This is a genomic window from Streptomyces sp. TSRI0281, assembly GCF_001905125.1.
Lineage (GTDB): Bacteria > Actinomycetota > Actinomycetes > Streptomycetales > Streptomycetaceae > Streptomyces.
On sequence record NZ_LWLE01000001.1, the window covers coordinates 722,426 to 744,806 of the forward strand.

Annotated in this window: 30 protein-coding genes; 5 read left to right on the forward strand and 25 right to left on the reverse strand. The window is 67.9% G+C overall.

The genetic code is table 11. The annotated features are described in order from the left end of the window. Window positions 1-39 precede the first annotated feature (39 nt). Together A6A29_RS03240 and A6A29_RS03245 are read right to left on the reverse strand one after the other, a co-directional pair. On the reverse strand, window positions 40-456 hold the full coding sequence (locus tag A6A29_RS03240) for a VOC family protein (protein ID WP_073718363.1): 417 nt from the start codon (window positions 454-456) through the stop codon (window positions 40-42). A 10-nt stretch (window positions 457-466) separates the two neighbouring features. Next, on the reverse strand, window positions 467-886 hold the full coding sequence (locus tag A6A29_RS03245) for a helix-turn-helix domain-containing protein (protein ID WP_073718364.1): 420 nt from the start codon (window positions 884-886) through the stop codon (window positions 467-469). Between the two features lie 392 nt (window positions 887-1,278). Here A6A29_RS03245 and A6A29_RS03250 point away from each other — a divergent pair, with 392 nt between their 5' ends. From A6A29_RS03250 to A6A29_RS03265, 4 genes are all read left to right on the forward strand, one after another. Further along, on the forward strand, window positions 1,279-1,836 hold the full coding sequence (locus A6A29_RS03250) for an RNA polymerase sigma factor (RefSeq protein ID WP_073718971.1): 558 nt from the start codon (window positions 1,279-1,281) through the stop codon (window positions 1,834-1,836). Continuing rightward, complete coding sequence (locus A6A29_RS03255) at window positions 1,824-2,804, forward strand: CU044_5270 family protein (RefSeq protein WP_073718365.1); 981 nt, start codon at window positions 1,824-1,826, stop codon at window positions 2,802-2,804. Before A6A29_RS03250 ends, A6A29_RS03255 begins: the two co-directional genes overlap by 13 nt. Before the next feature lie 217 nt (window positions 2,805-3,021). Further along, entirely contained in the window at window positions 3,022-4,017 is a 996-nt protein-coding gene (gene coaA, locus A6A29_RS03260) for a type I pantothenate kinase (protein ID WP_073718366.1), read from the forward strand. A gap of 13 nt (window positions 4,018-4,030) precedes the next feature. Beyond that, entirely contained in the window at window positions 4,031-5,005 is a 975-nt protein-coding gene (locus tag A6A29_RS03265; protein ID WP_073718367.1) for a DUF389 domain-containing protein, read from the forward strand. Between the two features lie 215 nt (window positions 5,006-5,220). On the opposite strand, the gene glmM is transcribed toward A6A29_RS03265, so the two are convergent. The 4 genes from glmM to A6A29_RS03285 all read right to left on the reverse strand — a co-directional run bounded on the left by glmM (window position 5,221) and on the right by A6A29_RS03285 (window position 9,672). Then, window positions 5,221-6,579, reverse strand: coding sequence for a phosphoglucosamine mutase (gene glmM, locus A6A29_RS03270; protein ID WP_073718368.1), 1,359 nt, complete (start codon window positions 6,577-6,579; stop codon window positions 5,221-5,223). Between the two features lie 211 nt (window positions 6,580-6,790). Beyond that, window positions 6,791-7,327, reverse strand: coding sequence for a 30S ribosomal protein S9 (gene rpsI / locus A6A29_RS03275; protein WP_073718369.1), 537 nt, complete (start codon window positions 7,325-7,327; stop codon window positions 6,791-6,793). Window positions 7,328-7,371: 44 nt separating this feature from the next. Further along, on the reverse strand, window positions 7,372-7,815 hold the full coding sequence (gene rplM, locus A6A29_RS03280) for a 50S ribosomal protein L13 (RefSeq protein WP_073718370.1): 444 nt from the start codon (window positions 7,813-7,815) through the stop codon (window positions 7,372-7,374). Window positions 7,816-8,043: 228 nt separating this feature from the next. After that, window positions 8,044-9,672 carry an ABC-F family ATP-binding cassette domain-containing protein gene (locus A6A29_RS03285; RefSeq protein ID WP_073718371.1) on the reverse strand — a complete coding sequence of 543 codons (1,629 nt, stop codon included), beginning with the start codon at window positions 9,670-9,672 and terminating at the stop codon, window positions 8,044-8,046. Window positions 9,673-9,752: 80 nt separating this feature from the next. On the opposite strand from A6A29_RS03285, the gene A6A29_RS03290 reads away from it, so the two are divergent. Beyond that, the gene (locus tag A6A29_RS03290; protein WP_073718372.1) at window positions 9,753-10,604 is read left to right on the forward strand and encodes a hypothetical protein; all 852 of its coding nucleotides are present in this window, start codon (window positions 9,753-9,755) and stop codon (window positions 10,602-10,604) included. Window positions 10,605-10,691: 87 nt separating this feature from the next. On the opposite strand, the gene truA is transcribed toward A6A29_RS03290, so the two are convergent. From truA to rplX, 19 genes are all read right to left on the reverse strand, one after another. Next, entirely contained in the window at window positions 10,692-11,546 is an 855-nt protein-coding gene (gene truA, locus A6A29_RS03295) for a tRNA pseudouridine(38-40) synthase TruA (RefSeq protein WP_073718373.1), read from the reverse strand. Window positions 11,547-11,634: 88 nt separating this feature from the next. Then, entirely contained in the window at window positions 11,635-12,147 is a 513-nt protein-coding gene (gene rplQ / locus A6A29_RS03300; RefSeq protein ID WP_073718374.1) for a 50S ribosomal protein L17, read from the reverse strand. Window positions 12,148-12,476: 329 nt separating this feature from the next. Beyond that, complete coding sequence (locus A6A29_RS03305; protein ID WP_003966937.1) at window positions 12,477-13,499, reverse strand: DNA-directed RNA polymerase subunit alpha; 1,023 nt, start codon at window positions 13,497-13,499, stop codon at window positions 12,477-12,479. Between the two features lie 144 nt (window positions 13,500-13,643). Continuing rightward, window positions 13,644-14,048, reverse strand: a complete 405-nt coding sequence (gene rpsK / locus A6A29_RS03310; RefSeq protein WP_006376016.1) for a 30S ribosomal protein S11 — start codon at window positions 14,046-14,048, stop codon at window positions 13,644-13,646. A 105-nt stretch (window positions 14,049-14,153) separates the two neighbouring features. Next, complete coding sequence (rpsM, locus tag A6A29_RS03315; RefSeq protein WP_073718375.1) at window positions 14,154-14,534, reverse strand: 30S ribosomal protein S13; 381 nt, start codon at window positions 14,532-14,534, stop codon at window positions 14,154-14,156. A gap of 195 nt (window positions 14,535-14,729) precedes the next feature. After that, complete coding sequence (gene rpmJ / locus A6A29_RS03320; RefSeq protein WP_003956441.1) at window positions 14,730-14,843, reverse strand: 50S ribosomal protein L36; 114 nt, start codon at window positions 14,841-14,843, stop codon at window positions 14,730-14,732. Between the two features lie 60 nt (window positions 14,844-14,903). Further along, window positions 14,904-15,125, reverse strand: coding sequence for a translation initiation factor IF-1 (gene infA, locus A6A29_RS03325; protein ID WP_014047798.1), 222 nt, complete (start codon window positions 15,123-15,125; stop codon window positions 14,904-14,906). A 164-nt stretch (window positions 15,126-15,289) separates the two neighbouring features. Beyond that, complete coding sequence (gene map, locus A6A29_RS03330; protein ID WP_073718376.1) at window positions 15,290-16,126, reverse strand: type I methionyl aminopeptidase; 837 nt, start codon at window positions 16,124-16,126, stop codon at window positions 15,290-15,292. 123 nt (window positions 16,127-16,249) lie between these two features. Continuing rightward, complete coding sequence (locus tag A6A29_RS03335; protein ID WP_073718377.1) at window positions 16,250-16,909, reverse strand: adenylate kinase; 660 nt, start codon at window positions 16,907-16,909, stop codon at window positions 16,250-16,252. Continuing rightward, window positions 16,909-18,228, reverse strand: a complete 1,320-nt coding sequence (gene secY, locus A6A29_RS03340; RefSeq protein WP_073718378.1) for a preprotein translocase subunit SecY — start codon at window positions 18,226-18,228, stop codon at window positions 16,909-16,911. Before secY ends, A6A29_RS03335 begins: the two co-directional genes overlap by 1 nt. Window positions 18,229-18,450: 222 nt before the next feature. Then, entirely contained in the window at window positions 18,451-18,906 is a 456-nt protein-coding gene (rplO, locus tag A6A29_RS03345; protein ID WP_014047794.1) for a 50S ribosomal protein L15, read from the reverse strand. 1 nt (window position 18,907) lies between these two features. Then, the gene (gene rpmD / locus A6A29_RS03350) at window positions 18,908-19,090 is read right to left on the reverse strand and encodes a 50S ribosomal protein L30 (protein WP_015610734.1); all 183 of its coding nucleotides are present in this window, start codon (window positions 19,088-19,090) and stop codon (window positions 18,908-18,910) included. After that, the gene (rpsE, locus tag A6A29_RS03355; RefSeq protein WP_073718379.1) at window positions 19,090-19,692 is read right to left on the reverse strand and encodes a 30S ribosomal protein S5; all 603 of its coding nucleotides are present in this window, start codon (window positions 19,690-19,692) and stop codon (window positions 19,090-19,092) included. Before rpsE ends, rpmD begins: the two co-directional genes overlap by 1 nt. A gap of 47 nt (window positions 19,693-19,739) precedes the next feature. Continuing rightward, a complete protein-coding gene (rplR, locus tag A6A29_RS03360; protein ID WP_073718380.1) occupies window positions 19,740-20,123 on the reverse strand; it encodes a 50S ribosomal protein L18 in 384 nt (127 codons plus the stop codon). A gap of 3 nt (window positions 20,124-20,126) precedes the next feature. Then, the gene (rplF, locus tag A6A29_RS03365) at window positions 20,127-20,666 is read right to left on the reverse strand and encodes a 50S ribosomal protein L6 (RefSeq protein ID WP_073718381.1); all 540 of its coding nucleotides are present in this window, start codon (window positions 20,664-20,666) and stop codon (window positions 20,127-20,129) included. A 21-nt stretch (window positions 20,667-20,687) separates the two neighbouring features. Continuing rightward, window positions 20,688-21,086 (reverse strand): 30S ribosomal protein S8, encoded by a 399-nt coding sequence (gene rpsH / locus A6A29_RS03370; protein WP_028439249.1) that lies wholly within the window; start codon window positions 21,084-21,086, stop codon window positions 20,688-20,690. A gap of 224 nt (window positions 21,087-21,310) precedes the next feature. After that, entirely contained in the window at window positions 21,311-21,496 is a 186-nt protein-coding gene (locus tag A6A29_RS03380) for a type Z 30S ribosomal protein S14 (protein ID WP_024491590.1), read from the reverse strand. Between the two features lie 2 nt (window positions 21,497-21,498). Next, window positions 21,499-22,056, reverse strand: a complete 558-nt coding sequence (gene rplE / locus A6A29_RS03385; RefSeq protein WP_073718383.1) for a 50S ribosomal protein L5 — start codon at window positions 22,054-22,056, stop codon at window positions 21,499-21,501. Then, the gene (rplX, locus tag A6A29_RS03390) at window positions 22,056-22,379 is read right to left on the reverse strand and encodes a 50S ribosomal protein L24 (RefSeq protein ID WP_073718384.1); all 324 of its coding nucleotides are present in this window, start codon (window positions 22,377-22,379) and stop codon (window positions 22,056-22,058) included. The genes rplE and rplX overlap by 1 nt, the downstream gene beginning before the upstream one ends. Between the last annotated feature and the right edge of the window lie 2 nt (window positions 22,380-22,381).

The window sequence follows — 22,381 nt, forward strand, 5'->3', positions numbered from 1 at the left end:
CGTTCCCACCGCAGGCCGGCCCTGGCTGAGCGCCGGTCCTCACCCCTTGCGGGGCTGGTTGAAGCGGAGCATGTTGCCCGCCGGGTCGCGGAAGGCGCAGTCGCGGACGCCGTACGGCTGGTCGATCGGCTCCTGAATGACGTCCCCGCCGGCGGCCCGAATGCGCTCGAAGGTGGCGTCGACGTCGTCGGTGGAGAAGATCACGCCGCGCAGCAGGCCCTTGGCCAGCAGCTCCGCCATCGCCTGCCGGTCGGCGGGCGCGGCGTTGGGGTCGGCGAGCGGGGGTTCGAGGACGATCTCCACGTCCGGCTGCGAGGGTGAGCCGACGGTCACCCAGCGCATCCCCTCGAACGCGACGTCGTTGCGGACCTCCAGGCCGAGGACGTCGCGGTAGAAGGGGAGCGCCTTGTCGTGGTCGTCGACGGCGATGAAGCACTGTGTGAGCTTGATGTTCATGCCGTCGACGCTACGAGGCGGCGCCGGATTCCGCTTCTCCATTCCTGACCGGTCGCGTGCGGACCTTGGCGACGCACGGCGGGATCGCGGCACCGGCCTCGTGACGACGGGCCCGGTAGGCGCTGGGGCTCTCGCCGACCAGCTCCGTGAAGCGTGAGCTGAACGACCCCAGCGAGGTACATCCCACCGCGAAGCAGACCTCCGTCACGCTCATGTCGCCCCGGCGCAGCAGCGCCTTCGCCCGCTCGACACGGCGGGTCATCAGATAGCGGTAGGGCGTCTCCCCGTAGGCGGCGCGGAAGCTGCGGGAGAAGTGGCCGGACGACATCAGGGCGACCTTCGCCAGCGCCGGAACGTCCAGCGGCAGCGCGTAATCACGGTCCATCGCGTCCCGGGCCCGGCGCAGCCTTACCAGGTCCTCCAGGTTCATACACCCCAGCATCGCACGGTGATGAATGGTGGCCCGCCCCCGCGATCAGCACGGCCCGCCTCCGCGATCAGCACGGCCCGCCCCGCCACCAGCACGCCCGGGACGCAGGGCGCTCCGCGGTGTACGGCACCGCCCTCCCGGCCCCGTGAACCTTTCCGGCCGCTGCGGGCAACAGGGGGTGCCAGACTCACCGACCGACCACCTCTGGAGGCGCTGTGCCCGGACGACCACCACGACCGGCCGGGCCCGACGCCGTACCCCCCGAGAACACCCCCTCCGAGCCGGCGTCCGATCCCCCACCCTCCGGGCCCACGTCCCCCGATGGCACGCCCTCCGGGCCCACCTCCCCCGAACCCCGGTCCTCCGCGGCCGGGCCCGACGACGCCGAGGTCATCGCCCAGTCCCTGGAGCAGCCGGAACTGTTCGCCGGGCTGTACGACCGCCACGCGCCGGACATCCACCGGTACGCCGCCCGCCGCCTCGGGGAGGGCGCGGCGGACGACATCACCGCGGAGACGTTCCTCATCGCGTTCCGGACCCGTGCGCGCTACGACACCGCCCACCGGCTCGCGAGGCCCTGGCTGTACGGCATCGCCGCCAACCTGATCGGCAAGCACCGGCGTACCGAGGTACGGGCCCTGCGCGCCCTGGCCCGTACCGGACACGACCCGGTCGCCGCGTCCTGGAGCGAGCGGTCCGACGAGCGGATAGCCGTCCAGGCGCCGCTGGCCGGAGCGCTCGCCGGGCTCTCGCCCGGGGACCGGCACGTCCTGCTGCTCGTCGCCTGGGCAGACCTCGGTTACCAGGAGGTGGCCGAGGCCCTCCAGATCCCCCTCGGCACGGTCCGCTCCCGGCTCAACCGCGCCCGCCGCAAGGTCCGCGAGGCGCTGCGCATCGATCCCTCGTTCACCCCGGACGAACTGGAGCTGACACCGTCATGGACGAAATGACCAAGCTGCGCGAGCTGCGTGCCGACGTCCCCGTACCCGACCGTGGAGCCCTGGCCCCCGGACGCAAGCGCCTGACCGAGGCCATGGCGGGGGACGGCCGTACCCGGCGGCTGCGGGCCGACTGGCGGATCGCGTCCCTCGGCGCCGCCGCGGCGATCACCGCGGCCGCGCTCCTCGGCACCCAGCTGCTGGACGCCTCCGACCCGCGCGGCACGGCCCCCGCCACGATCGCGAGCAACCTGGACCTGTCCGGCCCGGCCGAGACCCTGAACCGGGCCGCCGACTTCGTGGAGGGGGCGACGGCTCCCCCGGAACCCCGCGACGACCAGTGGATCTACATCAGGGGTGCGATGGCCGAGCCGGAGCTGAAGGCCGGGAGCGAGCAGACGGCCGAGATGACGTACGAACCCGACTCCTGGAGCCGTTACGGGAACGACGCCGCGGAGAAGGACCAGTCGGACGACGACCGCTCGGCCCGCGAGATCTACCGTGCCGCCGCCGGACTGCCCGAGGACCCCGCGGCGCTGCTGGCCGAGGTCCGCACGCTCTACCCGGCGGACACGAGCGGGCAGACCCGCTCCGAGACCAAGGAGCAGCAGACCTTCCGGGGACTGAGCGTGCTCCTGGAGTCCTACCCCCTCCCCCCGGCCGCCGTCGCCCGTATCTACCGGGCCATGGCCACGCTCCCGGGCGTCGAGATCACCGGTCACCTCGTGAAGGACGCCGCGGGCCGCGAGGCCATCGCCGTCACCCGGGACGAACAGGGCACCCACGAGCGCCGCGAGATCCTGCTCTCCCCGTACGACTACGCCTACGCGGGCCAGCGCTTCGTGGTCACGGAGGACTACGAGATGAAGATGCCCGAAGGCATGTCGGGCCCCGGGCAGAAGTTCACCGCCGGTGACATCACCATCAGCGAGGCCCGCACGGCCGCGGCCGTCGTGGACGCCAAGGGCGACAAGCCCTGAGCCGAGCCCCGCCCCCGCTCTTCCCGGCAGGGGACCGGTGTCCACTACAGGGGTGTGGACACCGGTCCCCTGCCGGGGACACACCCCCGCACACCCGCGCACACCCCCACACACCCCCACACACCTCCGCACTCCCCCGCACTCCCCGTAACCCGCCGGACACCCACGTGACCGAGCCCACCCTCCACTCCGTTCAAACTCCCGCAACAATGAACCCGTGATCACTTCGCCGTCCCGGAGCAGCTCCCGTCGCACCGACCACGCGCCGACGCCCTATGTCGACCTGTCGCGTGCCGAGTGGAGCGCTCTGCGGGACAAGACCCCGCTGCCGCTGACCGCCGAGGAGGTGGAGGCGCTGCGCGGGCTCGGCGACGTCATCGACCTGGACGAGGTACGGGACGTCTATCTGCCGCTCTCCCGGCTCCTCAACCTCTATGTCCAGGCCACCTCCGGCCTGCGCGGCGCCCTGAACACCTTCCTGGGCGACGCGGGCAACGGCCACGGCGAGCAGCGCGGCACCCCGTTCGTCATAGGGGTGGCGGGCAGTGTCGCCGTGGGCAAGTCCACCAGCGCCCGTATCCTCCAGGCGCTGCTGGCCCGCTGGCCGGAGCACCCGCGCGTCGAACGGGTCACCACGGACGGCTTCCTGCTCCCGATGAAGGAGCTCCAGGCGCGCGGCCTGATGTCCCGCAAGGGGTTCCCGGAGTCGTACGACCGGCGCGCCCTGACCCGTTTCGTCGCCGACATCAAGGCCGGCAAGGACGAGGTGACCGCACCCGTCTACTCGCACCTGATCTACGACATCGTGCCGGACGAACGCCTCACCGTGCGCCGCCCCGACATCCTCATCGTCGAGGGCCTCAATGTGCTCCAGCCCGCCATGCCCGGCAAGGACGGCCGGACCAGGGTCGGGCTCGCCGACTACTTCGACTTCAGCGTGTACGTGGACGCGCGCGCCGAGGACATCGAGACCTGGTACCTCAACCGCTTCCGCAAGCTGCGCGAGACGGCGTTCCAGAACCCGTCCTCGTACTTCCGCAAGTACACCCAGGTCTCCGAGGAGGAGGCCATGGACTACGCGCGCACGATGTGGCGGACCATCAACAAGCCCAACCTGCTGGAGAACGTCGCGCCGACGCGCGGCCGTGCCACCCTGGTGCTCCGCAAGGGGCCGGACCACAAGGTCCAGCGTCTGTCCCTGCGCAAACTCTGACCCCTGGAGCACCGTGCTGCATCTGCGCCTGATCGTCCCCGCCGACGCCACGGACAAGGTGGTCCACCTCCTGGAGACCACCGTGGGCGCCACCCATCTGGCGGTGCTGACGGGCGCGGCGCGCAGCCCCGCGGGCGATGTGATCCTGTGCGACGTGGCCCGCGAGGCGGGCGACGAACTGATCGGCGAGCTACGCGACCTGGGCATCGACAAGTCCGGCTCGATCACCGTCGAGAACATGGACCTGACGCTCTCCGCGCACGCCGACCGGGCGGAGGAGGAGGCACCGGGCGACGGCGCGGACGCGGTGCTGTGGGAGGAGCTGACGGAGGTCACCCACGAGGAGTCGACGTTCAGCATCACCTATCTGGCGTTCCTCACCGTCGCCACGATGCTCGCCGCCTGCGGTGTGATGCTCGACAACGCGATCCTGATCGTGGGCGCGATGGCGGTGGGCCCGGAGTTCGGCCCGCTGGCCGGGATCTCCACGGCCCTGGTGCAGCGCGCCCCGCGCCTGGTGTGGCGCTCGCTGTGGGCGCTGATCGGCGGCTTCGCCATCGCGATGGTGCTGACGGCCGGCTTCGCCTGGCTGATGGACTCCTTCGGGCTGTTCACCCGCTCGATGGTCGAGGGGGACCGGCCCAACACGGCCTTCATCTGGAAGCCGGACCGGATGTCGTTCGTGGTCGCGTTCCTGGCGGGCATCGCCGGGACGCTGTCGCTCACCTCGGCGAAGTCCGGGGCGCTGATCGGCGTGGCGATCTCGGTGACGACGGTTCCGGCGGCGGCGAACGCGGCGGTCGCGTTCAGCTACACGGACTACACCCAGACGGTCGGCTCCGCGCAGCAACTGCTGGCCAACCTCGGCGGCATCATCGTGGCGGGCACGCTCACCCTGCTGGCCCAGAAGGCCCTCTGGGCGGCCCACCGCCGCCGCGACCCGGCCGGTCCGAAGCGGCCGGGGCACGACACGCCCCACCTCACCTGACGTCACACCACGTCACACCACGTCACACCACGTCACACCACGTCACACCACGTCACCTGGCACGTCAGCTCGCCCGAGGGCGTCCCGTCACGCGAGCACTTCCGGCCACCCGAGGGCACCCCGTCACGCAAAAAGCCCCCGGTCGCCCGCAGGCACCCCGTCACGCGAGGAACCCTCGGTCGCCCGAGGGCATCCCGTACGAGAAAAGCCTCCGGTCACCCGAGGGCGGACTTCACCACATCGGCCAGCCGGCCGGCCACGGCCCGCGCCTGCTCGATGTCGGCCGCCTCGACCATGACCCGTACCAGCGGCTCCGTACCCGACTGGCGCAGCAGTACGCGTCCGGTGGCACCCAGCTCCCGCTCCGCCTCGATGACCGCCGTGGCCAGCTCGGAGGACGTGCTCACCCGGGACTTGTCGACGTCCGGCACATTGATGAGCACCTGCGGCAGGCGCTGCATGACCCCGGCCAGCTCGGCCAGGCTCCGGCCGGTCGCGGCGACCCGGGCGGCCAGCATCAGGCCGGTCAGGGTGCCGTCGCCGGTCGTGGCGTGGTCCAGGACGATGACGTGACCGGACTGCTCGCCGCCGAGCGCGAAGCCCTCGGCCTTCATCGACTCAAGGACGTAGCGGTCGCCGACGGCCGTCTGGATGAGCCGGATGCCCTCCCGCTCCATGGCGATCTTGAAGCCGAGGTTCGACATGACCGTGCCGACCACGGTGTCCTTGCGCAGCTTCCCGGCCTCCCGCATGGCGAGGGCGAGCACGGCCAGGATCTGGTCGCCGTCGATCTCCTCGCCCGCCGCGTCCACGGCCAGACAGCGGTCGGCGTCACCGTCGTGCGCGATGCCCAGGTCGGCACCGTTCTCGACGACGGCGGCGCGCAGCAGCTCCAGGTGGGTGGAGCCGCAGCCGTCGTTGATGTTGAGGCCGTCGGGGTCGGCGCCGATCGTGATGACCTCGGCCCCGGCCCGGGTGAACGCCTCGGGCGAGACCTTGGCGGCGGCACCGTGCGCCTCGTCGAGGACGACCGTCAGCCCGTCGAGCCGGTTCGGCAGGACGGCGATGAGGTGGGCGATGTAGCGGTCGAAGCCCTCGGTGTAGTCGGTGACCCGGCCGACGCCGGCACCGGTCGGGCGCGCCCACGGCGCACCGGTGCGGTGCTGCTCGTAGACGGTCTCGATCCGGCCCTCCAGCTCGTCGGCGAGCTTGTGACCGCCGCGGGCGAAGAACTTCACACCGTTGTCCGGCATGGCGTTGTGGCTGGCGGAGAGCATCACGCCGATGTCGGCGCCGAGCGCGCCGGTGAGGTACGCGACGGCAGGCGTGGGCAGCACCCCGACGCGCAGGACGTCCACGCCCGCGCTGGCGAGGCCCGCCACGACGGCGGCCTCCAGGAACTCTCCGGACGCGCGTGGGTCCCGGCCCACCACGGCGGTCGGCCGATGGCCCTCGAAGGTGCCCACCTCGGCGAGTACGTGCGCCGCCGCGACCGAGAGCCCGAGCGCGAGCTCGGCCGTCAAGTCCGCGTTGGCGACACCGCGCACGCCGTCCGTGCCGAAGAGTCGTCCCACTGGTGTCCTCCGAGATGCTCCGAAACCGCACAACCACAGCAACCAAAAAACGGGCAAAACGCAACAAGCCACGACGACGCGAAGCGCCACCGGACAGGGAATGCCAATAAGCGTCTTATGCCGTTATACGCCCGCGAGGGGCGATAAACGAACGCCCCAGCAGCACAGGTGTGCCGCCGGGGCGAACGTGTAAAGCAGACGAGCAGGCGATTTAGCGCTTGCTGTACTGCGGGGCCTTGCGGGCCTTCTTGAGACCGGCCTTCTTGCGCTCGACCGCACGGTCGTCGCGGGAGAGGAAGCCGGCCTTCTTCAGCGTGGCGCGGTTGTTGTCCGCGTCGGCCTCGTTCAGCGCGCGGGCCACGCCGAGGCGCAGGGCACCGGCCTGACCGGAGACGCCGCCACCCGAGATACGGGCGATGACGTCGTAGCGGCCGTCGAGCTCAAGCACCTTGAAGGGCTCGTTGACTTCCTGCTGGTGCACCTTGTTGGGGAAGTAGTCCTCAAGGGTGCGACCGTTGATCTTCCACTTGCCGGTGCCCGGAACGATCCGGACGCGGGCGATGGCGTTCTTGCGACGGCCAAGGCCGGCGGCGGGCTGCGGGTCGCCGAAGCGGCCGGCGAGGGACTCGCTGGTGTACTCGCCCTCGACGGGAACCTCCGATTCGAAGGTGGTCACCTCGGCGAAAACCTCTTCGCCCTCGGTGCCCGCCACGTCTTCGGTGGTTGTCTCAACAGTGGTCTCGGCCACGATTCTCCTCAGATCTTTCTGAACGTCTTAGGGTGTGGCCGGAACTACTGCGCGACCTGGGTGATCTCGAACGGGACCGGCTGCTGAGCAGCGTGCGGGTGCTGGTCGCCCGCGTAGACCTTGAGCTTCGAGATCATCTGACGGCCCAGGGTGTTCTTGGGGATCATGCCCTTGATGGCCTTCTCGACGGCCTTCTCGGGGTTCTTCGAGAGCAGCTCGTCGTAACGCACCGAACGGAGACCGCCCGGGAAGCCCGAGTGGCGGTACGCCATCTTCTGGGTCTTCTTGTTGCCGGAGAGGTGAACCTTCTCGGCGTTGATGATGATGACGAAGTCGCCCATGTCCATGTGGGGGGCGTAAATCGCCTTGTGCTTGCCTCGGAGGAGGTTCGCAGCCGTGGTGGCCAGACGGCCCAGGACGATGTCCTGGGCGTCAATGATGTGCCACTGGCGCGTCACATCTCCGGGCTTGGGGCTGTACGTACGCACGGTCGTAGCCTTCGCTTCTTCAGTGGATGGGGACCAGACACATGGCACCTCTGAAGCGATCATGCAGCTGGGGCTCACAAGGCCGGAAACACTGTCCGTATGCGAACCACTGGTAACTGCTCCAGAGAACCTACGTAAGGGCCCTTCGCGTGAGAACGACGAAGCCAATACGCATAACAATCACCGACACTACCCGTCGCGCCCCGGACGGGTCAAAACGCGCCGCCCCTACCGCGCCCGCTCCACCCTCCGCTCGTCCCACACCGGCTCCGTCGTCTCCCGGACCACCCCGTCCGATCCGAAGACCAGATACCGGTCGAAGGACTTCGCGAACCACCGGTCGTGCGTGACGGCCATCACCGTCCCGTCGTACACCTCCAGCCCGTCCTGAAGCGCCTCCGCCGACTCCAGGTCCAGGTTGTCCGTCGGCTCGTCCAGCAGCAGCGCGGTCGTGCCCGCCAGCTCCAGGAGCAGGATCTGGAACCGCGCCTGCTGCCCCCCGGACAGCTTCTCGAAGGGCTGGTCCCCCTGCCGCTCCAGCTCGTAGCGCCGCAGCACCGACATCGCCCCGCCCCGGTCCTTGGCGTGCTCCGTCCACAGGATCTCGACGAGCGTCTTGCCCAGCAGCTCCGGATGGGCGTGCGTCTGCGCGAAGTGCCCCGGCACGACCCGCGCCCCGAGCTTCCACTCCCCCGTGTGCGCCACCGGCTCCCCCGCCAGCAGCCGCAGGAAGTGCGACTTCCCGGACCCGTTGGATCCCAGGACGGCGACCCGTTCCCCGTAGAAGATCTCCAGGTCGAACGGCTTCATGAGGCCGGTGAGCTCCAGCCCCTTGCAGGTCACGGCCCGCACCCCGGTACGTCCGCCGCGCAGCCGCATCCTGATGTCCTGCTCGCGCGGCGGCTCCGGCGGCGGCCCGGCGTCCTCGAACTTCTTGAACCGGGTCTGCATCGCCCGGTAGCGCGAGGCCATGTCGGGGCTGATCGCCGCCTGCTGCCGCAGCCGGTGGACGAGCGCCTTCAGCCGGGCGTGCTCCTCCTCCCAGCGCCGCAGCAGCTCCTCGAACCGGGCGAACCGGTCCTTGCGCGCCTGGTGGTACGTGTCGAAGCCCGCACCGTGGACCCACACATCGCTGCCCGCCGGGCTCGGCTCCACGCTGACGATCTTCTCGGCGGCCCGCGCCAGCAGCTCCCGGTCGTGGGAGACGAAGAGCACCGTCTTACGGGTCTCCTTCAGCTTCCCCTCCAGCCAGCGCTTCCCGGGGACGTCCAGATAGTTGTCCGGCTCATCGAGCAGCAGCACCTCGTCCGGCCCCCGCAGCAGCGCCTCCAGCACGAGCCGCTTCTGCTCACCCCCGCTGAGCGTCCGCACCTCCCGCCACTGTGCCTTCTCGTACGGGACACCGAGCGCGGCCATGGTGCACATGTCCCACACCGTCTCGGCCTCGTACCCCCGGACCTCCGCCCAGTCGCTCAGGGCCTGCGCGTACGTCATCTGCGCGGCCTCGTCGTCGACGGTGAGGATCAGCTCCTCGGCCACGTCCACGGCCTTCGCCGCGTCCTGGATACGGGGCTGCGCCACGGACACCAGCAGGTCCCGTACGGTCCGCTCGTCCCGTACGGAGCCCACGAACTGGGCCATCACCCCGAGCCCGCCGCTCACCGACACCGTGCCGCCGTGCGGCTGGAGCTCTCCGGCGAGCAGCCGCAGCAGCGTCGTCTTGCCCGCACCGTTGGCGCCGACAAGGGCGACGACGGCCCCGTCCGCGACCCGGAACGAAGCATCGCCGAGCAGTACCCGCCCGTCCGGTAGGTAGTACTCCAGATGGCCCGCTTCAAGATGTCCCATACACATCATTGTCACGTCCCGCGAAGCCCTGGCCCAAACGGTTTACCGAGGCCCTGAGAATCGGGGCCGGTCGGTCTAAGATTCGCCGCATGAGCTTTGGGCAAGGGGGGCCCTCCTGGGGGCCGGGAGATCAGCAGACGCCGGACTGGTCGGCACTGGCCGATGAATCCGCCGCACGCGGCCGCCGCAAGAGGTGGCTGACGATCGGCGGCGGCGTGCTCGCCACCGCCGCGGTCGGCGCGATCGTGGCCACGGCCGTCATCTCGACCAACAACAACGGCAAGCCCACCGGCTCGGACAAGAACGCGAGCGATCTGCCCGCCCCGGCCGATCTGCCCTCGGACACCTCCGAGCCCGCACCGTCCTTCTCCTCGGTGGCACCACCGCCCCCGCCGGACCCGAAGGACTACATATCCGATGCCAAGAAGGACAAGGCGCCGATCACCGTCGACGGCTTCTTCCCCGGCAAGAAGCTGACGATGGGAGACCGCGTCCACATCAAGGGCGCGACGAACCGCACCACGAACTGCGCCGCGGGCACCCAGGGCGCGCTCGGCGCGGTCCTCGCGAACAACGGCTGCCGGCAGCTCATCCGCGCCACGTACCGCAAGGAGGGCATCGCGGTCACCGTCGGTGTCGCGGTGTTCACGACCGAGGCACGGGCGAAGAAGGCGGCCCAGCAGTCGTCCGGTGGCATCGCCTCCCTCGGCGGCGAGGGCGTCCCCACCTTCTGCCGCGCCGGTACGGTCTGCCGCCGCACCGCCAACTCCTACGGCCGCTACGCGTACTTCACCGTCAGCGGCTTCACCGACGGCACCCGCGTCACCACGTCCCACAAGAAGGTGTACGCGGTCGGCGACGACCTCACGGAGTTCACGTTCCGTCAGATCCGGCACCGGGGCGAGGTCCAGGCATCACAGGCGGCGAACCCCGCCACCTGACGCCCCACGAGGTCCGGCCGGGGGCACGCACCGGCCCCCGGCACCGGCCCCGGTCGGCAACGCCCCCCACGACACCACCCGCCGGGGTCAGCAGCAGCCCGCCCCCGGCAGCGTCCTGACGTTCCGGGCCTCGACCGCCCGCGCCGCCAGCAACTCATCGGCCGGGTACGCCACTTCCTCCAGCGTCAGCCCGTGCGGCCGTACCACGTGCACCGCCGGGTCCCGCACCTTCGCCGCCAGCACCTCGGCGGGCCACCCGGCCGGACGGCGCCCGTCCCCCACGAACAGCGCGGCACCGATCAGCGCCCGCACCATGTTGTGGCAGAAGGCGTCGGCCTGCACGGTCGCGGTCAGCACCCCCGACGCCTCGTCCCGCACCCAGCTCAGCTTCTGCAGTGTACGAATGGTGGTGGCACCCTCGCGCTTCTTGCAGTACGCGGCGAAATCGTGCTCCCCGACCATCAGCCCGGCCGCCTCGTTCATCGCGTCCACATCCAACGGCCGGTCGTGCCACAGCACATGACCACGGGTCAGCGGATCGACCCCGCCGGGCCTGTCCCCCACCCGGTAGGCGTAACGCCGCCACATCGCGGAGAACCGCGCGTTGAACCCGGCCGGCGCCTCGGCCGCCCGCCAGATCCGGACGTCCAGCGGCAGCCGCCCGGCCATCCGCCGCAGCAGCTTCTCCTGGTGCTCGGCCCACACCTCGGCCGGCAGGTCGACATGCGCCACCTGCCCCCGCGCGTGCACCCCGGCATCGGTGCGCCCGGCCACCGTCAGGTCGTACGTACGGGAGGACCGCGTCACGGTCCGCAGCGCGTCCTCGATCTCCCCCTGCACGGTGCGCCTGCTGGTCTGCTTCGCCCAGCCGGAGAAGTCCTTCCCGTCGTACGACAGGTCCAGCCGCACCCGTACGAAACCGGGCTCCGCCTCGTCACTCACCACGCGTCCCCTTTCGAACCCTTCACAGCAGAACGGGCCCGCACCGCCCCGAAGGGTGATGCGGGCCCGTCCCGTGGTCTCAGAACGCTCAGGCGTCCTTGGACTCCGCGTCGGCCTCGGCCGGCTTGGCGTCCTCGACGACCTCGGCGGACTCGGCCGGGGCCTCGTCCTTCTTGAGGGAGTCTTCCTTGACCGCACGCTTCGTCGCGGCCTCGGCCTCACCGGTGGCCTGCTGCGCCACGGTCAGCGCCTCGACCAGCTCGATGACCGCCATCGGGGCGTTGTCGCCACGACGGTTGCCGATCTTGGTGATACGGGTGTAACCACCGGGGCGGTTCTCGTACCGCGGGGCGATCTCGGTGAAGAGCGTGTGCACGATGCTCTTGTCCGTGATCGTCTGCAGCACCAGGCGACGGTTGTGGATGTCGCCCTTCTTCGCCTTGGTGACCAGGCGCTCGGCGACCGGACGCAGGCGACGGGCCTTGGCCTCGGTCGTGGTGATGCGACCGTGCTCGAACAGCGACTTCGCCAGGTTGGCGAGAAGCAGACGCTCGTGCGCGGCGCTGCCGCCCAGACGGGCACCCTTTGCGGGACGCGGCATGGTGTTTCTCCTTGTGTGCTGCACCGGCCGTATCAGGTACCGGTGTCAGTTCCCGCGCGGCGGTCGCCGCACAGAAGTCCAGGTACTGGAACGAATCCCAGCCCGTCCGAGCCAAAATCAGCCCGTCCGGCGTTCGAGGACGAGCCGAAATCAAGCCCGTCCGGCGATTGAGGACAACCCCCTCACGCCCGAGCCAAAACCAGCCCGTCCGGCGATTGAGGACAACCCCCTCACGCCCGAGCCAAAACCAGCCCGTCCGGCGATTGAGGACAAAGCCCTCGCCCGGTCCGGGGCACCCACCAATCCCGGGCACCCCAGCCGGAGGCGTACTAGTACTGCTCGGTCTCCACGAAACCGGCATCCGCGTCATCGTCCGCACCAAACGCGTCCGCCGCGGCCGTCGGGTCGAAGCCGGGAGGCGAGTCCTTCAGCGCGAGGCCCATACCGGCCAGCTTCGCCTTGACCTCGTCGATCGACTTCGCACCGAAGTTGCGGATGTCGAGCAGGTCGGCCTCGGAACGAGCCACGAGCTCACCCACGGAGTGGATGCCCTCGCGCTTGAGGCAGTTGTACGAGCGGACCGTGAGCTCCAGCTCCTCGATCGGCAGCGCCAGATCGGCGGCCAGCGCCGCGTCCGTCGGCGACGGGCCCATGTCGATGCCCTCGGCGTCGATGTTGAGCTCGCGCGCCAGACCGAACAGCTCGACCAGGGTCTTACCGGCGGACGCCATGGCGTCACGCGGGCGCATGGCCTGCTTGGTCTCGACGTCGACGATCAGCTTGTCGAAGTCGGTGCGCTGCTCGACACGGGTCGCCTCGACCTTGTACGTGACCTTGAGCACCGGCGAGTAGATGGAGTCGACCGGAATCCGGCCGATCTCCTGGCCCACCTGCTTGTTCTGGACGGCGGAGACGTAGCCGCGACCGCGCTCGACGGTCAGCTCCATCTCCAGCTTGCCCTTGCCGTTCAGCGTGGCCAGGACCAGGTCCGGGTTGTGGACCTCGACACCGGCCGGCGGGGCGATGTCAGCAGCGGTGACCAGGCCGGGGCCCTGCTTGCGCAGGTACATCACGACCGGCTCGTCGTGCTCCGAGGAGACGACCAGCTGCTTGATGTTGAGGATGAGGTCGGTCACGTCCTCCTTGACGCCCGGCACGGTGGTGAACTCGTGCAGGACACCGTCGATCCGGATGCTGGTGACAGCAGCGCCGGGGATCGAGGAGAGGAGCGTGCGGCGCAGGGAGTTGCCGAGGGTGTAGCCGAAGCCCGGCTCCAGCGGCTCGATGACGAACCGGGACCGGAACTCGTCGACGACCTCTTCGGTCAGCGACGGACGCTGAGCGATCAGCATGAGGAAAATCCTTCAGTCGTGGGCACCCACTATTTGATGCCCGACAGATGAAACAAGGGTACGGGCGGCACACCCCCGAAGAGATGTACCGCCCGGCCCCACACTTGCGACAACGCGCGAACAGCCGTTACCGGCGTCCGTGCGTCAGACGCGACGACGCTTCGGCGGACGGCAGCCGTTGTGCGGCGTCGGGGTGACGTCCTGGATCGAACCGACCTCAAGGCCCGTGGCCTGGAGGGAGCGGATCGCGGTCTCGCGGCCGGAGCCCGGACCCTTGACGAAGACGTCAACCTTGCGCATGCCGTGCTCCTGCGCGCGGCGGGCGGCCGACTCGGCGGCCATCTGCGCGGCGAAGGGGGTGGACTTGCGCGAGCCCTTGAAGCCGACGTGGCCGGCGGAGGCCCAGGAGATCACGTTGCCCGCGGGGTCCGTGATCGAGACGATGGTGTTGTTGAACGTGCTCTTGATGTGCGCGTGGCCGTGAGCGACGTTCTTCTTTTCCTTGCGACGCACCTTCTTGGCTGCGCCCTGACGACCCTTGGGGGGCATGTCTTGACTCCAGATGGAGAGGGGAGGTGATCGGTCCTACAGCGAAGACCGCTGGATGCTGCGGATGCCCGGGATTCCGGACGTACGCAGTGCGTCCGCTGAGGACTACTTCTTGCCCGGCTTCTTCTTACCGGCGATGGCGCGACGCGGGCCCTTGCGGGTACGCGCGTTCGTGCTGGTGCGCTGGCCGTGGACGGGCAGACCGCGACGGTGACGGATGCCCTGGTAGCAGCCGATCTCGACCTTGCGGCGGATGTCGGCCTGGATCTCGCGTCGAAGGTCACCCTCGGTGCGGAGGTTGGCGTCGACGTACTCGCGGATCTTGACCAGGTCCTCTTCGGCCAGGTCACGAACGCGGGCGTTCGGGTCGACACCGGTGGTGGCGAGGATCTCCTTGGACCGGGTGCGCCCGATACCGAAGACGTAGGTGAGGGCAACCTCCACGCGCTTTTCGCGCGGGATGTCAACACCTGAAACGCGTGCCATTCAATGGCTCCAGTTGTTAGATCGGGGGTCTTCCGCAGTGCCACTCCCGGCCGCCGACCTCTCGCTGGGAGAGGTGGTACGTCCGGGTCCCCGGCCCCCGCCGGAGGTGTCGTCAGCCGTGGCTTGGACGGGCTCTGCGTATGTACGTATTTACGTGCGTCGCGCGAAGAGCTGCGAGATGCAGGTGGTCGTGCGTCAGCCCTGGCGCTGCTTGTGGCGCAGGTTGTCGCAGATGACCATGACCCGGCCGTGACGGCGGATCACCTTGCACTTGTCGCAGATCTTCTTGACGCTCGGCTTGACCTTCATGGGATGTCAGGTTCTCCGGGTCAGTGCCCTCACCACGCCGAAGCGGGATGGCGGCAAGATCTACTTGTACCGGTAGACGATCCGGCCACGCGTCAGGTCGTACGGGGAAAGCTCCACCACGACCCGGTCATCCGGGAGGATACGGATGTAGTGCATCCGCATCTTGCCGGAGATGTGCGCGAGGACCTTGTGACCGTTCTGGAGCTCCACCCTGAACATAGCGTTCGGGAGGGACTCGATCACGGTGCCCTCAATTTCGATGGCACCTTGCTTCTTGGCCACGCTTCGCCTTTCGAATCGGCTACCTTGATCGACTCCGACTTCCGCATGGAGACACACGGATGCACGAGAGCCGACGAGTCAGTCTACGTCAGCGGACTCCAAAAGACGAATCCGTCAAGTTTGCCCAGCCAGGGTGATCCTTAGACCCCCGTGGGGGTCCGGACTCACCCCAGGGGGTCGGGAGCCGCCGTGATGCCGTACTCCGCCAGCTTGGCCCGGCCGCAGTCCGGGGCGGTGAGGACCAGCGGCCCCTGCTCCGTCAGGGCGATCGAGTGCTCCCAGTGCGAGGACCAGGTGCCGTCGGTCGTGAGGACCGTCCAGTCGTCGCTGAGCACCTCGGTCTGCGCCGTACCGAGCGAGACCATGGGCTCGATGGCCAGGCAGACGCCCGGGACCAGCTTGATGCCCTTGCCGCGCTTGCGGGAGACGTAGTTCAGCAGGTGCGGGTCCATGTGCATCTCGGTGCCGATGCCGTGGCCGCCGTAGTCCTCGATGATCCCGTACTTGCCGGTGGCCGGGCGGGGCTGGCGGCGGATGTAGGTCTCGATCGCCTTCGAGATGTCGACCAGGCGGTTGTTCACCTTCATCGCGGCGATCCCGGCCCACATCGACTCCTCGGTCACCCGGGAGAGCTCGATCAGCTCCGGGGCGTGACCGGTGCCGACGAAGGCGGTGTACGCGGCGTCGCCGTGCCAGCCGTCGATGATCGCGCCGGCGTCGATCGAGATGATGTCGCCGTCCTTGAGGACGGTCTTCTCGTCGGGGATGCCATGCACGACGACCTCGTTGACCGAGGTGCAGATGGTCGCGGGGAACCCGCCGTACCCGAGGAAGTTCGACTTCGCTCCGTGATCGGCGATCACCTTGCGTGCGACCTCGTCCAGGTCCTTCGTGGTGGCGCCCGGAACGGCCGCCTCACGGGTGGCGGCGTGAATGGCAGCGACCACCAGGCCCGCCTCGCGCATCTTCGCGATCTGCTCGGGGGTCTTGATCTGCACCATTGCTCGGCGCCTCTCTGCATCGAAGGATGACGGCTGCGGCGTACTCAACGATACGGCGCAAACAGTCGGCCGCGGCGCCTGAAGGGCGCCGCGGCCGACTGTGAAGGTAATACGGGGCGTCGCTCAGTCCTGGTCGGACTTCTGGAGCGCCTCCATGGCACGCGCGGTCACATCGGTGACCTTGCCGAGCGCGGAGATGGTCACCACCAGGCCCTGGGCCCGGTAGTAGCCGATGATCGGCTCGGTCTGCGTGTGGTAGACCTCCAGCCGGGTACGGACCGTCTCCTCGCTGTCGTCGTCCCGCTGGTACAGCTCGCCGCCGCAGGTGTCGCAGACACCCTCGGTCTTCGGCGGGTTGTACGTCACGTGGAAGACGTGCGCGCTGTCGCTGCGGCAGATGCGGCGACCCGCGATCCGCTTCACGACCTCGTCCTCGGGGACCTCCAGGTCGAGGACCGCGTCCAGCTTTACGCCCTCGTCCTTGAGCATCGCGTCAAGGGCTTCGGCCTGACCCACGTTGCGCGGGAAGCCGTCGAGCAGGAAGCCGTTCACGGCGTCCGACTGGGCCATCCGGTCCTTGGCCATCCCGATGGTGACCTCGTCCGGCACCAGCCGGCCCGCGTCCATGAAGGAACGGGCCTGCTTGCCAAGGTCGGTGCCCTGGCTGATGTTGGCGCGGAAGAGGTCGCCCGTGGAGATGTGCGGAATCGACAGGTTCTTGGCAAGGTACGCAGCCTGCGTTCCCTTGCCGGCACCAGGAGGCCCGACGAGGACGATTCGCATCAGCGGAGGAACCCTTCGTAATTGCGCTGCTGGAGCTGACTCTCAATCTGCTTCACGGTTTCCAGACCCACACCCACGATGATCAGGATGCTTGTCCCGCCGAACGGGAAGTTCTGGTTTGCACCGCCGAAGCCTGCCAACGCCATCGTCGGCACCAGAGCGATCAGACCCAGGTACAGCGAGCCCGGCCAAGTGATCCTGTTGAGCACGTAGCTCAGGTACTCGGCAGTAGGTCGACCAGCCCGGATACCCGGGATGAAGCCACCATACTTCTTCATGTTGTCGGCAACTTCCTCGGGGTTGAACGAGATCGCCACGTAGAAGAAGGCGAAGAACACGATCAACAGGAAGTACGTCGCGATGTAATACGGGTGGTCACCCTTGACGAAGTGGTCCTGGATCCACGTCGCCCAGCCCGCCTGGGAGTTGGAGAACTGGACGATCAGGGCCGGGATGTAGAGCAGCGAAGAAGCGAAGATGACGGGAATCACACCCGCCTGGTTCACCTTCAGCGGGATGTACGTGGACGTACCGCCGTACGACCTGCGGCCGATCATGCGCTTCGCGTACTGCACCGGAATGCGGCGCTGGGCCTGCTCGACGAAGACGACGAGACCGACCATCACGAAGCCGATGAGAATGACTGTGCCGAACTCGATCCAGCCGTCGGCCAGCTTGCCGCTCTCCTTGATGGCCCACAGGGCACCGGGGAAGCTCGCGGCGATCGAGATGAACATCAGGATCGACATGCCGTTGCCGATACCGCGGTCGGTGATGAGCTCACCGAGCCACATGACGGCGGCGGTTCCGGCGGTCATGGTGAGCACCATGACGACCGTCGTGAAGATCGACTGATTCGGAACGATCTGGTCGCCGACGGAGCAGCTGCTGAACAGCGCACCGCTGCGAGCGGTTGCCACCAGGCCGGTGCCCTGGAGGATGGCGAGCGCCACGGTCAGATAACGCGTGTACTGCGTGATCTTGGCCGTGCCGGACTGCCCCTCCTTCTTCAGGGCTTCCAGTCGGGGGATGACGACGGTCAGCAGCTGAAGAATGATGCTGGCCGTGATGTACGGCATGATGCCGAGCGCGAAGATCGTGATCTGCAGCAGTGCACCACCGCTGAACATGTTCACCAGGCCGAAGAGGCTGTTGTTGCCCTTACTTGCCTGGTCAACACAGGTCTGGACGTTCTCGTAGCTCACACCGGGTACCGGGATGTGTGCCCCGAGCCGGTAGAGCACGATGATGCCGAGCGTGAAGAACAGCTTCTTGCGCAGGTCGGGCGTCTTGAACGCCCGGGCGAACGCGGTGAGCACGGTGCCTCCTGCGACCCCCGCGCAATGCGTAGAGGTGACGGTCTTGAGGATCGACGAATACGAAAGAGTCAAAGATCCCCGGGCAGTTGCCCGGAGAGATAGCACAACAACGCACGCCACCTTACCGGCGACCATGCCCGCCTAGGAACGACCAACCGGGGATGCCCCATATGAGAGGCATCCCCGGTCGGATGTTCAGTACATCGAGTTGTCCGAGTTGTCTCAGACGAGCTCGGTGACAGTGCCGCCGGCGGCGGCAATCTTCTCCTTGGCGGAGCCGGAGACGGCGTCAACCGAAACCTGCAGCGCCACGGAGATCTCGCCCTGTCCAAGGACCTTGACGAGGTGGTTGTTGCGCACAGCGCCCTTGGCGACCAGATCGGCCACCGTGACCTCTCCACCCTCGGGGTAGAGCGTCGCGAGCTTGTCCAGGTTCACGACCTGGTACTCCGTGCGGAACGGGTTCTTGAAGCCCTTGAGCTTCGGGAGACGCATGTGGAGGGGCATCTGGCCACCCTCGAAGCGCTCCGGAACCTGGTAACGGGCCTTCGTACCCTTGGTACCACGGCCTGCGGTCTTACCCTTGGACGCCTCACCACGACCCACACGGGTCTTGGCGGTCTTGGCGCCCGGGGCAGGCCGGAGGTTGTGGGCCTTCAGCGGGCTGTTCTCCGCCATGTCAGTCAACCTCCTCAACCGTCACGAGGTGGCGGACGGTGTTAGCCATTCCGCGGAACTCGGGGCGGTCCTCCTTGACAACCGAGTCGTTCAGGCGCTTGAGCCCGAGCGAACGCAGGGTGTCGCGGTGGTTCTGCTTGCTGCCGATGTACGACTTCGTCTGCGTGATCTTGAGGCGAGCCATCACACACCTGCCGCGCGAGCACGGAGAAGAGCCGCGGGGGCGACGTCCTCAAGGGGCAGACCACGGCGAGCCGCGATCTCCTCGGGACGCTGCAGACCCTGAAGGGCCGCCACGGTCGCGTGCACGATGTTGATCGGGTTCGAAGAACCGAGCGACTTCGACAGGATGTCGTGAACGCCCGCGCACTCCAGAACGGCGCGCACGGGGCCACCGGCGATCACACCGGTACCGGGGGAAGCAGGCTTGAGCAGAACGACGCCCGCAGCCTTCTCGCCCTGGATCGGGTGAGGGATGGTGCCCTGGATACGCGGAACCTTGAAGAAGCTCTTCTTGGCCTCTTCAACGCCCTTGGCGATGGCCGCGGGAACTTCCTTGGCCTTGCCGTATCCGACACCGACGGAGCCGTCTCCATCGCCCACCACGACCAGCGCGGTGAAGCTGAAGCGACGACCACCCTTCACAACCTTGGCGACGCGGTTGATCGCGACGACGCGCTCGACGTACGCGGTCTTCTCGGCGGCGCTGGCGCCACCGTCACGGCCCTTCCGGTCCCGCCGCTCGCCGCCACCGGCACCGCTTCCGCGGCGCTGGGGTCCAGCCATTGGAATTACCTCTCTCTGTTACGTCCGCTGTGCGTAGGAACCGGGGCTTAGAACTTCAGCCCGGCTTCACGGGCGGCGTCAGCCAGAGCGGCAATCCGCCCGGCGTACTGGTTACCACCGCGGTCAAACACGACGGCCTCGACGCCTGCGGCCTTGGCGCGCTCGGCGACCAGGGCCCCAACCTGCTTGGCCAGGGCGCTCTTGTCACCCTCGCCACCACGGATGGAAGCGTCCAGGGTCGACGCGGAAGCGAGCGTGTGGCCCGCGACGTCGTCGATGACCTGAGCCACCATGTGGCGGTTGGAACGCGTCACAACCAGGCGCGGCCTCTCCGGCGAACCGGAGATGTGCTTGCGGACGCGGATGTGGCGGCGCTTGAGGGCGGCACGCTTGTAGGCGTCACCCTTGGCAATCTTTACACCGTATGCCATGGCTTACTTACCCGCCTTTCCGACCTTGCGGCGGACAACCTCGCCGGCGTACTTGACGCCCTTGGCCTTGTACGGGTCCGGCTTCCGCAGCTTGCGGATCTTCGCGGAGACCTCGCCGACCTTCTGCTTGTCGATGCCCTCGACACTGAACTTCGTGGGCGACTCGACCTTGAAGGTGATGCCCTCAGGGGCCTCGATGAGAATCGAGTGGCTGTAGCCCAGGGCGAACTCCAGATTGGAGCCCTTCGCCTGGACGCGGTAACCGACACCGCTGATCTCGAGCGCCTTGCTGTATCCCGCGGTCACGCCGGTGATCATGTTCGCCACCAGCGTGCGGGACAGGCCGTGAAGGGCCTTGTTCTGACGCTCGTCGTTAGGGCGAACGACGTTGAGCACGCCGTCCTCGCCCTTGGTGACCTCGATCGGCGCAGCGACGGTGTGCGAGAGGGTGCCCTTGGGGCCCTTCACCGCGACCGTGCGGCCATCGATGGTGACGTCCACACCGGCGGGAACCTGGATGGGGAGCTTGCCGATTCGCGACATGAGCTATTCCTCCGTTCCCGACTACCAGACGTAGGCGAGGACTTCCCCACCTACGCCCTTCTTGCTGGCCTGCTGGCCGGTCAGGAGACCGTGGGACGTGGAGATGATCGCCACGCCCAGGCCGCCGAGAACCTTCGGCAGGTTGGTGGACTTTGCGTATACACGCAGACCCGGCTTCGAGATTCGCTTGATGCCGGCGATCGAGCGCTCGCGGTTCGGGCCGAACTTCAGCTCGAGGACGAGGTTCTTTCCAACCTCAGCGTCCTCGACCTTCCAGCCGGTGATGAAGCCCTCCTGCTGGAGGATCTCCGCGATGTGCGACTTGATCTTGCTGTGCGGCATCGCGACATCGTCGTGATACGCCGAGTTCGCGTTACGCAGACGCGTGAGCATGTCTGCGATGGGATCAGTCATGGTCATGAGTTGGCCTTCGGCCTCTCTCGCCGGGGTTTCCTGTATGCGCCATCCCTCTCCCCACTCAGTGGCGGGACGGGTGCGGTGCGGGGACCTACGGCGTAGTAAGTCGGTCTAGGGCGGCAGGCGCCCAACCCTTCAAGCCTACGGCATGAAAGGAGGGGCTCCTGCCGACCAGATACTTACCGAGAGTCTCCGGGTAATCCCAACGCCCAAGGGGCGAAGGAGAATTACCAGGAGCTCTTGGTCACGCCCGGCAGCTCGCCACGGTGAGCCATCTCACGAAGGCACACGCGGCACAGGCCGAACTTGCGGTAGACGGAGTGGGGCCGGCCGCAGCGCTGGCAGCGGGTGTACCCGCGAACGCCGAACTTCGGCTTGCGGGCGGCCTTAGCGATCAGAGACTTCTTCGCCACGGTCAGTTCTCCTTGAACGGGAAGCCGAGGTGACGAAGGAGGGCACGACCCTCGTCGTCGTTGGTCGCCGTGGTGACCACGGTGATGTCCATGCCCCGGACCCGGTCGATCTTGTCCTGGTCGATCTCGTGGAACATGACCTGCTCCGTGAGACCGAAGGTGTAGTTACCACGGCCGTCGAACTGCTTGGGCGACAGGCCGCGGAAGTCACGGATACGCGGCAGCGCGAGCGACAGCGTACGGTCCAGGAACTCCCACATCCGGTCACCGCGGAGGGTGACGTGGCAGCCGATGGGCTGGCCCTCGCGCAGCTTGAACTGCGCGATGGACTTGCGGGCCTTGGTGACGGCCGGCTTCTGACCGGTGATCGTGGTGAGGTCCTTGACGGCCCCGTCGATCAGCTTGGAGTCGCGGGCGGCGTCGCCCACACCCATGTTGACCACGATCTTGACCAGACCGGGAACCTGCATGACGTTCTCGTACGAGAACTCCTCACGCAGCTTGCCGGCGATTTCCTCGCGGTAGCGCGTCTTGAGACGCGGCGCAGTGGTGGTAGTCATCAGATGTCCTCACCGGTGCGCTTGGCAACGCGGATCTTGTTGCCCTCGTCGTCAAAGCGGTAGCCGACGCGAGTAACGACCTTGTTGCCGTCCTTCTCAACAACCAGCTGCACGTTGCTGATGTGGACGGGAGCCTCGGTCGTCACAATGCCACCGGTCTGCGAACCGCGAGCGGTCTGACCGGCCTTCGTGTGCTTCTTGACCCGGTTGACACCCTCGACGAGAACGCGGTCCTGAGTAGGGTAGGCAACGATGACCTTGCCCTGCTTGCCCTTGTCCTTGCCGGTGATGACCTGAACCAGGTCGCCCTTCTTGATCTTCATGC

Bases quoted from the DNA above. Each gene is read 5' to 3' on its own strand.
- A6A29_RS03240 (WP_073718363.1), bottom strand. From the start codon at position 456: ATGAACATCAAGCTCACACAGTGCTTCATCGCCGTCGACGACCACGAC.
- A6A29_RS03245 (WP_073718364.1), bottom strand. From the start codon at position 886: ATGAACCTGGAGGACCTGGTAAGGCTGCGCCGGGCCCGGGACGCGATG.
- A6A29_RS03255 (WP_073718365.1), top strand. From the start codon at position 1,824: ATGGACGAAATGACCAAGCTGCGCGAGCTGCGTGCCGACGTCCCCGTA.
- A6A29_RS03285 (WP_073718371.1), bottom strand. From the start codon at position 9,672: ATGATGTGTATGGGACATCTTGAAGCGGGCCATCTGGAGTACTACCTA.
- A6A29_RS03290 (WP_073718372.1), top strand. From the start codon at position 9,753: ATGAGCTTTGGGCAAGGGGGGCCCTCCTGGGGGCCGGGAGATCAGCAG.
- rplQ (WP_073718374.1), bottom strand. From the start codon at position 12,147: ATGCCGCGTCCCGCAAAGGGTGCCCGTCTGGGCGGCAGCGCCGCGCAC.
- A6A29_RS03305 (WP_003966937.1), bottom strand. From the start codon at position 13,499: ATGCTGATCGCTCAGCGTCCGTCGCTGACCGAAGAGGTCGTCGACGAG.
- rpsK (WP_006376016.1), bottom strand. From the start codon at position 14,048: ATGCCCCCCAAGGGTCGTCAGGGCGCAGCCAAGAAGGTGCGTCGCAAG.
- rpsM (WP_073718375.1), bottom strand. From the start codon at position 14,534: ATGGCACGCGTTTCAGGTGTTGACATCCCGCGCGAAAAGCGCGTGGAG.
- rpmJ (WP_003956441.1), bottom strand. From the start codon at position 14,843: ATGAAGGTCAAGCCGAGCGTCAAGAAGATCTGCGACAAGTGCAAGGTG.
- map (WP_073718376.1), bottom strand. From the start codon at position 16,126: ATGGTGCAGATCAAGACCCCCGAGCAGATCGCGAAGATGCGCGAGGCG.
- A6A29_RS03335 (WP_073718377.1), bottom strand. From the start codon at position 16,909: ATGCGAATCGTCCTCGTCGGGCCTCCTGGTGCCGGCAAGGGAACGCAG.
- rplO (WP_014047794.1), bottom strand. From the start codon at position 18,906: ATGGCGGAGAACAGCCCGCTGAAGGCCCACAACCTCCGGCCTGCCCCG.
- rpmD (WP_015610734.1), bottom strand. From the start codon at position 19,090: ATGGCTCGCCTCAAGATCACGCAGACGAAGTCGTACATCGGCAGCAAG.
- rpsE (WP_073718379.1), bottom strand. From the start codon at position 19,692: ATGGCTGGACCCCAGCGCCGCGGAAGCGGTGCCGGTGGCGGCGAGCGG.
- rplR (WP_073718380.1), bottom strand. From the start codon at position 20,123: ATGGCATACGGTGTAAAGATTGCCAAGGGTGACGCCTACAAGCGTGCC.
- rplF (WP_073718381.1), bottom strand. From the start codon at position 20,666: ATGTCGCGAATCGGCAAGCTCCCCATCCAGGTTCCCGCCGGTGTGGAC.
- rpsH (WP_028439249.1), bottom strand. From the start codon at position 21,086: ATGACCATGACTGATCCCATCGCAGACATGCTCACGCGTCTGCGTAAC.
- rplE (WP_073718383.1), bottom strand. From the start codon at position 22,056: ATGACTACCACCACTGCGCCGCGTCTCAAGACGCGCTACCGCGAGGAA.
- rplX (WP_073718384.1), bottom strand. From the start codon at position 22,379: ATGAAGATCAAGAAGGGCGACCTGGTTCAGGTCATCACCGGCAAGGAC.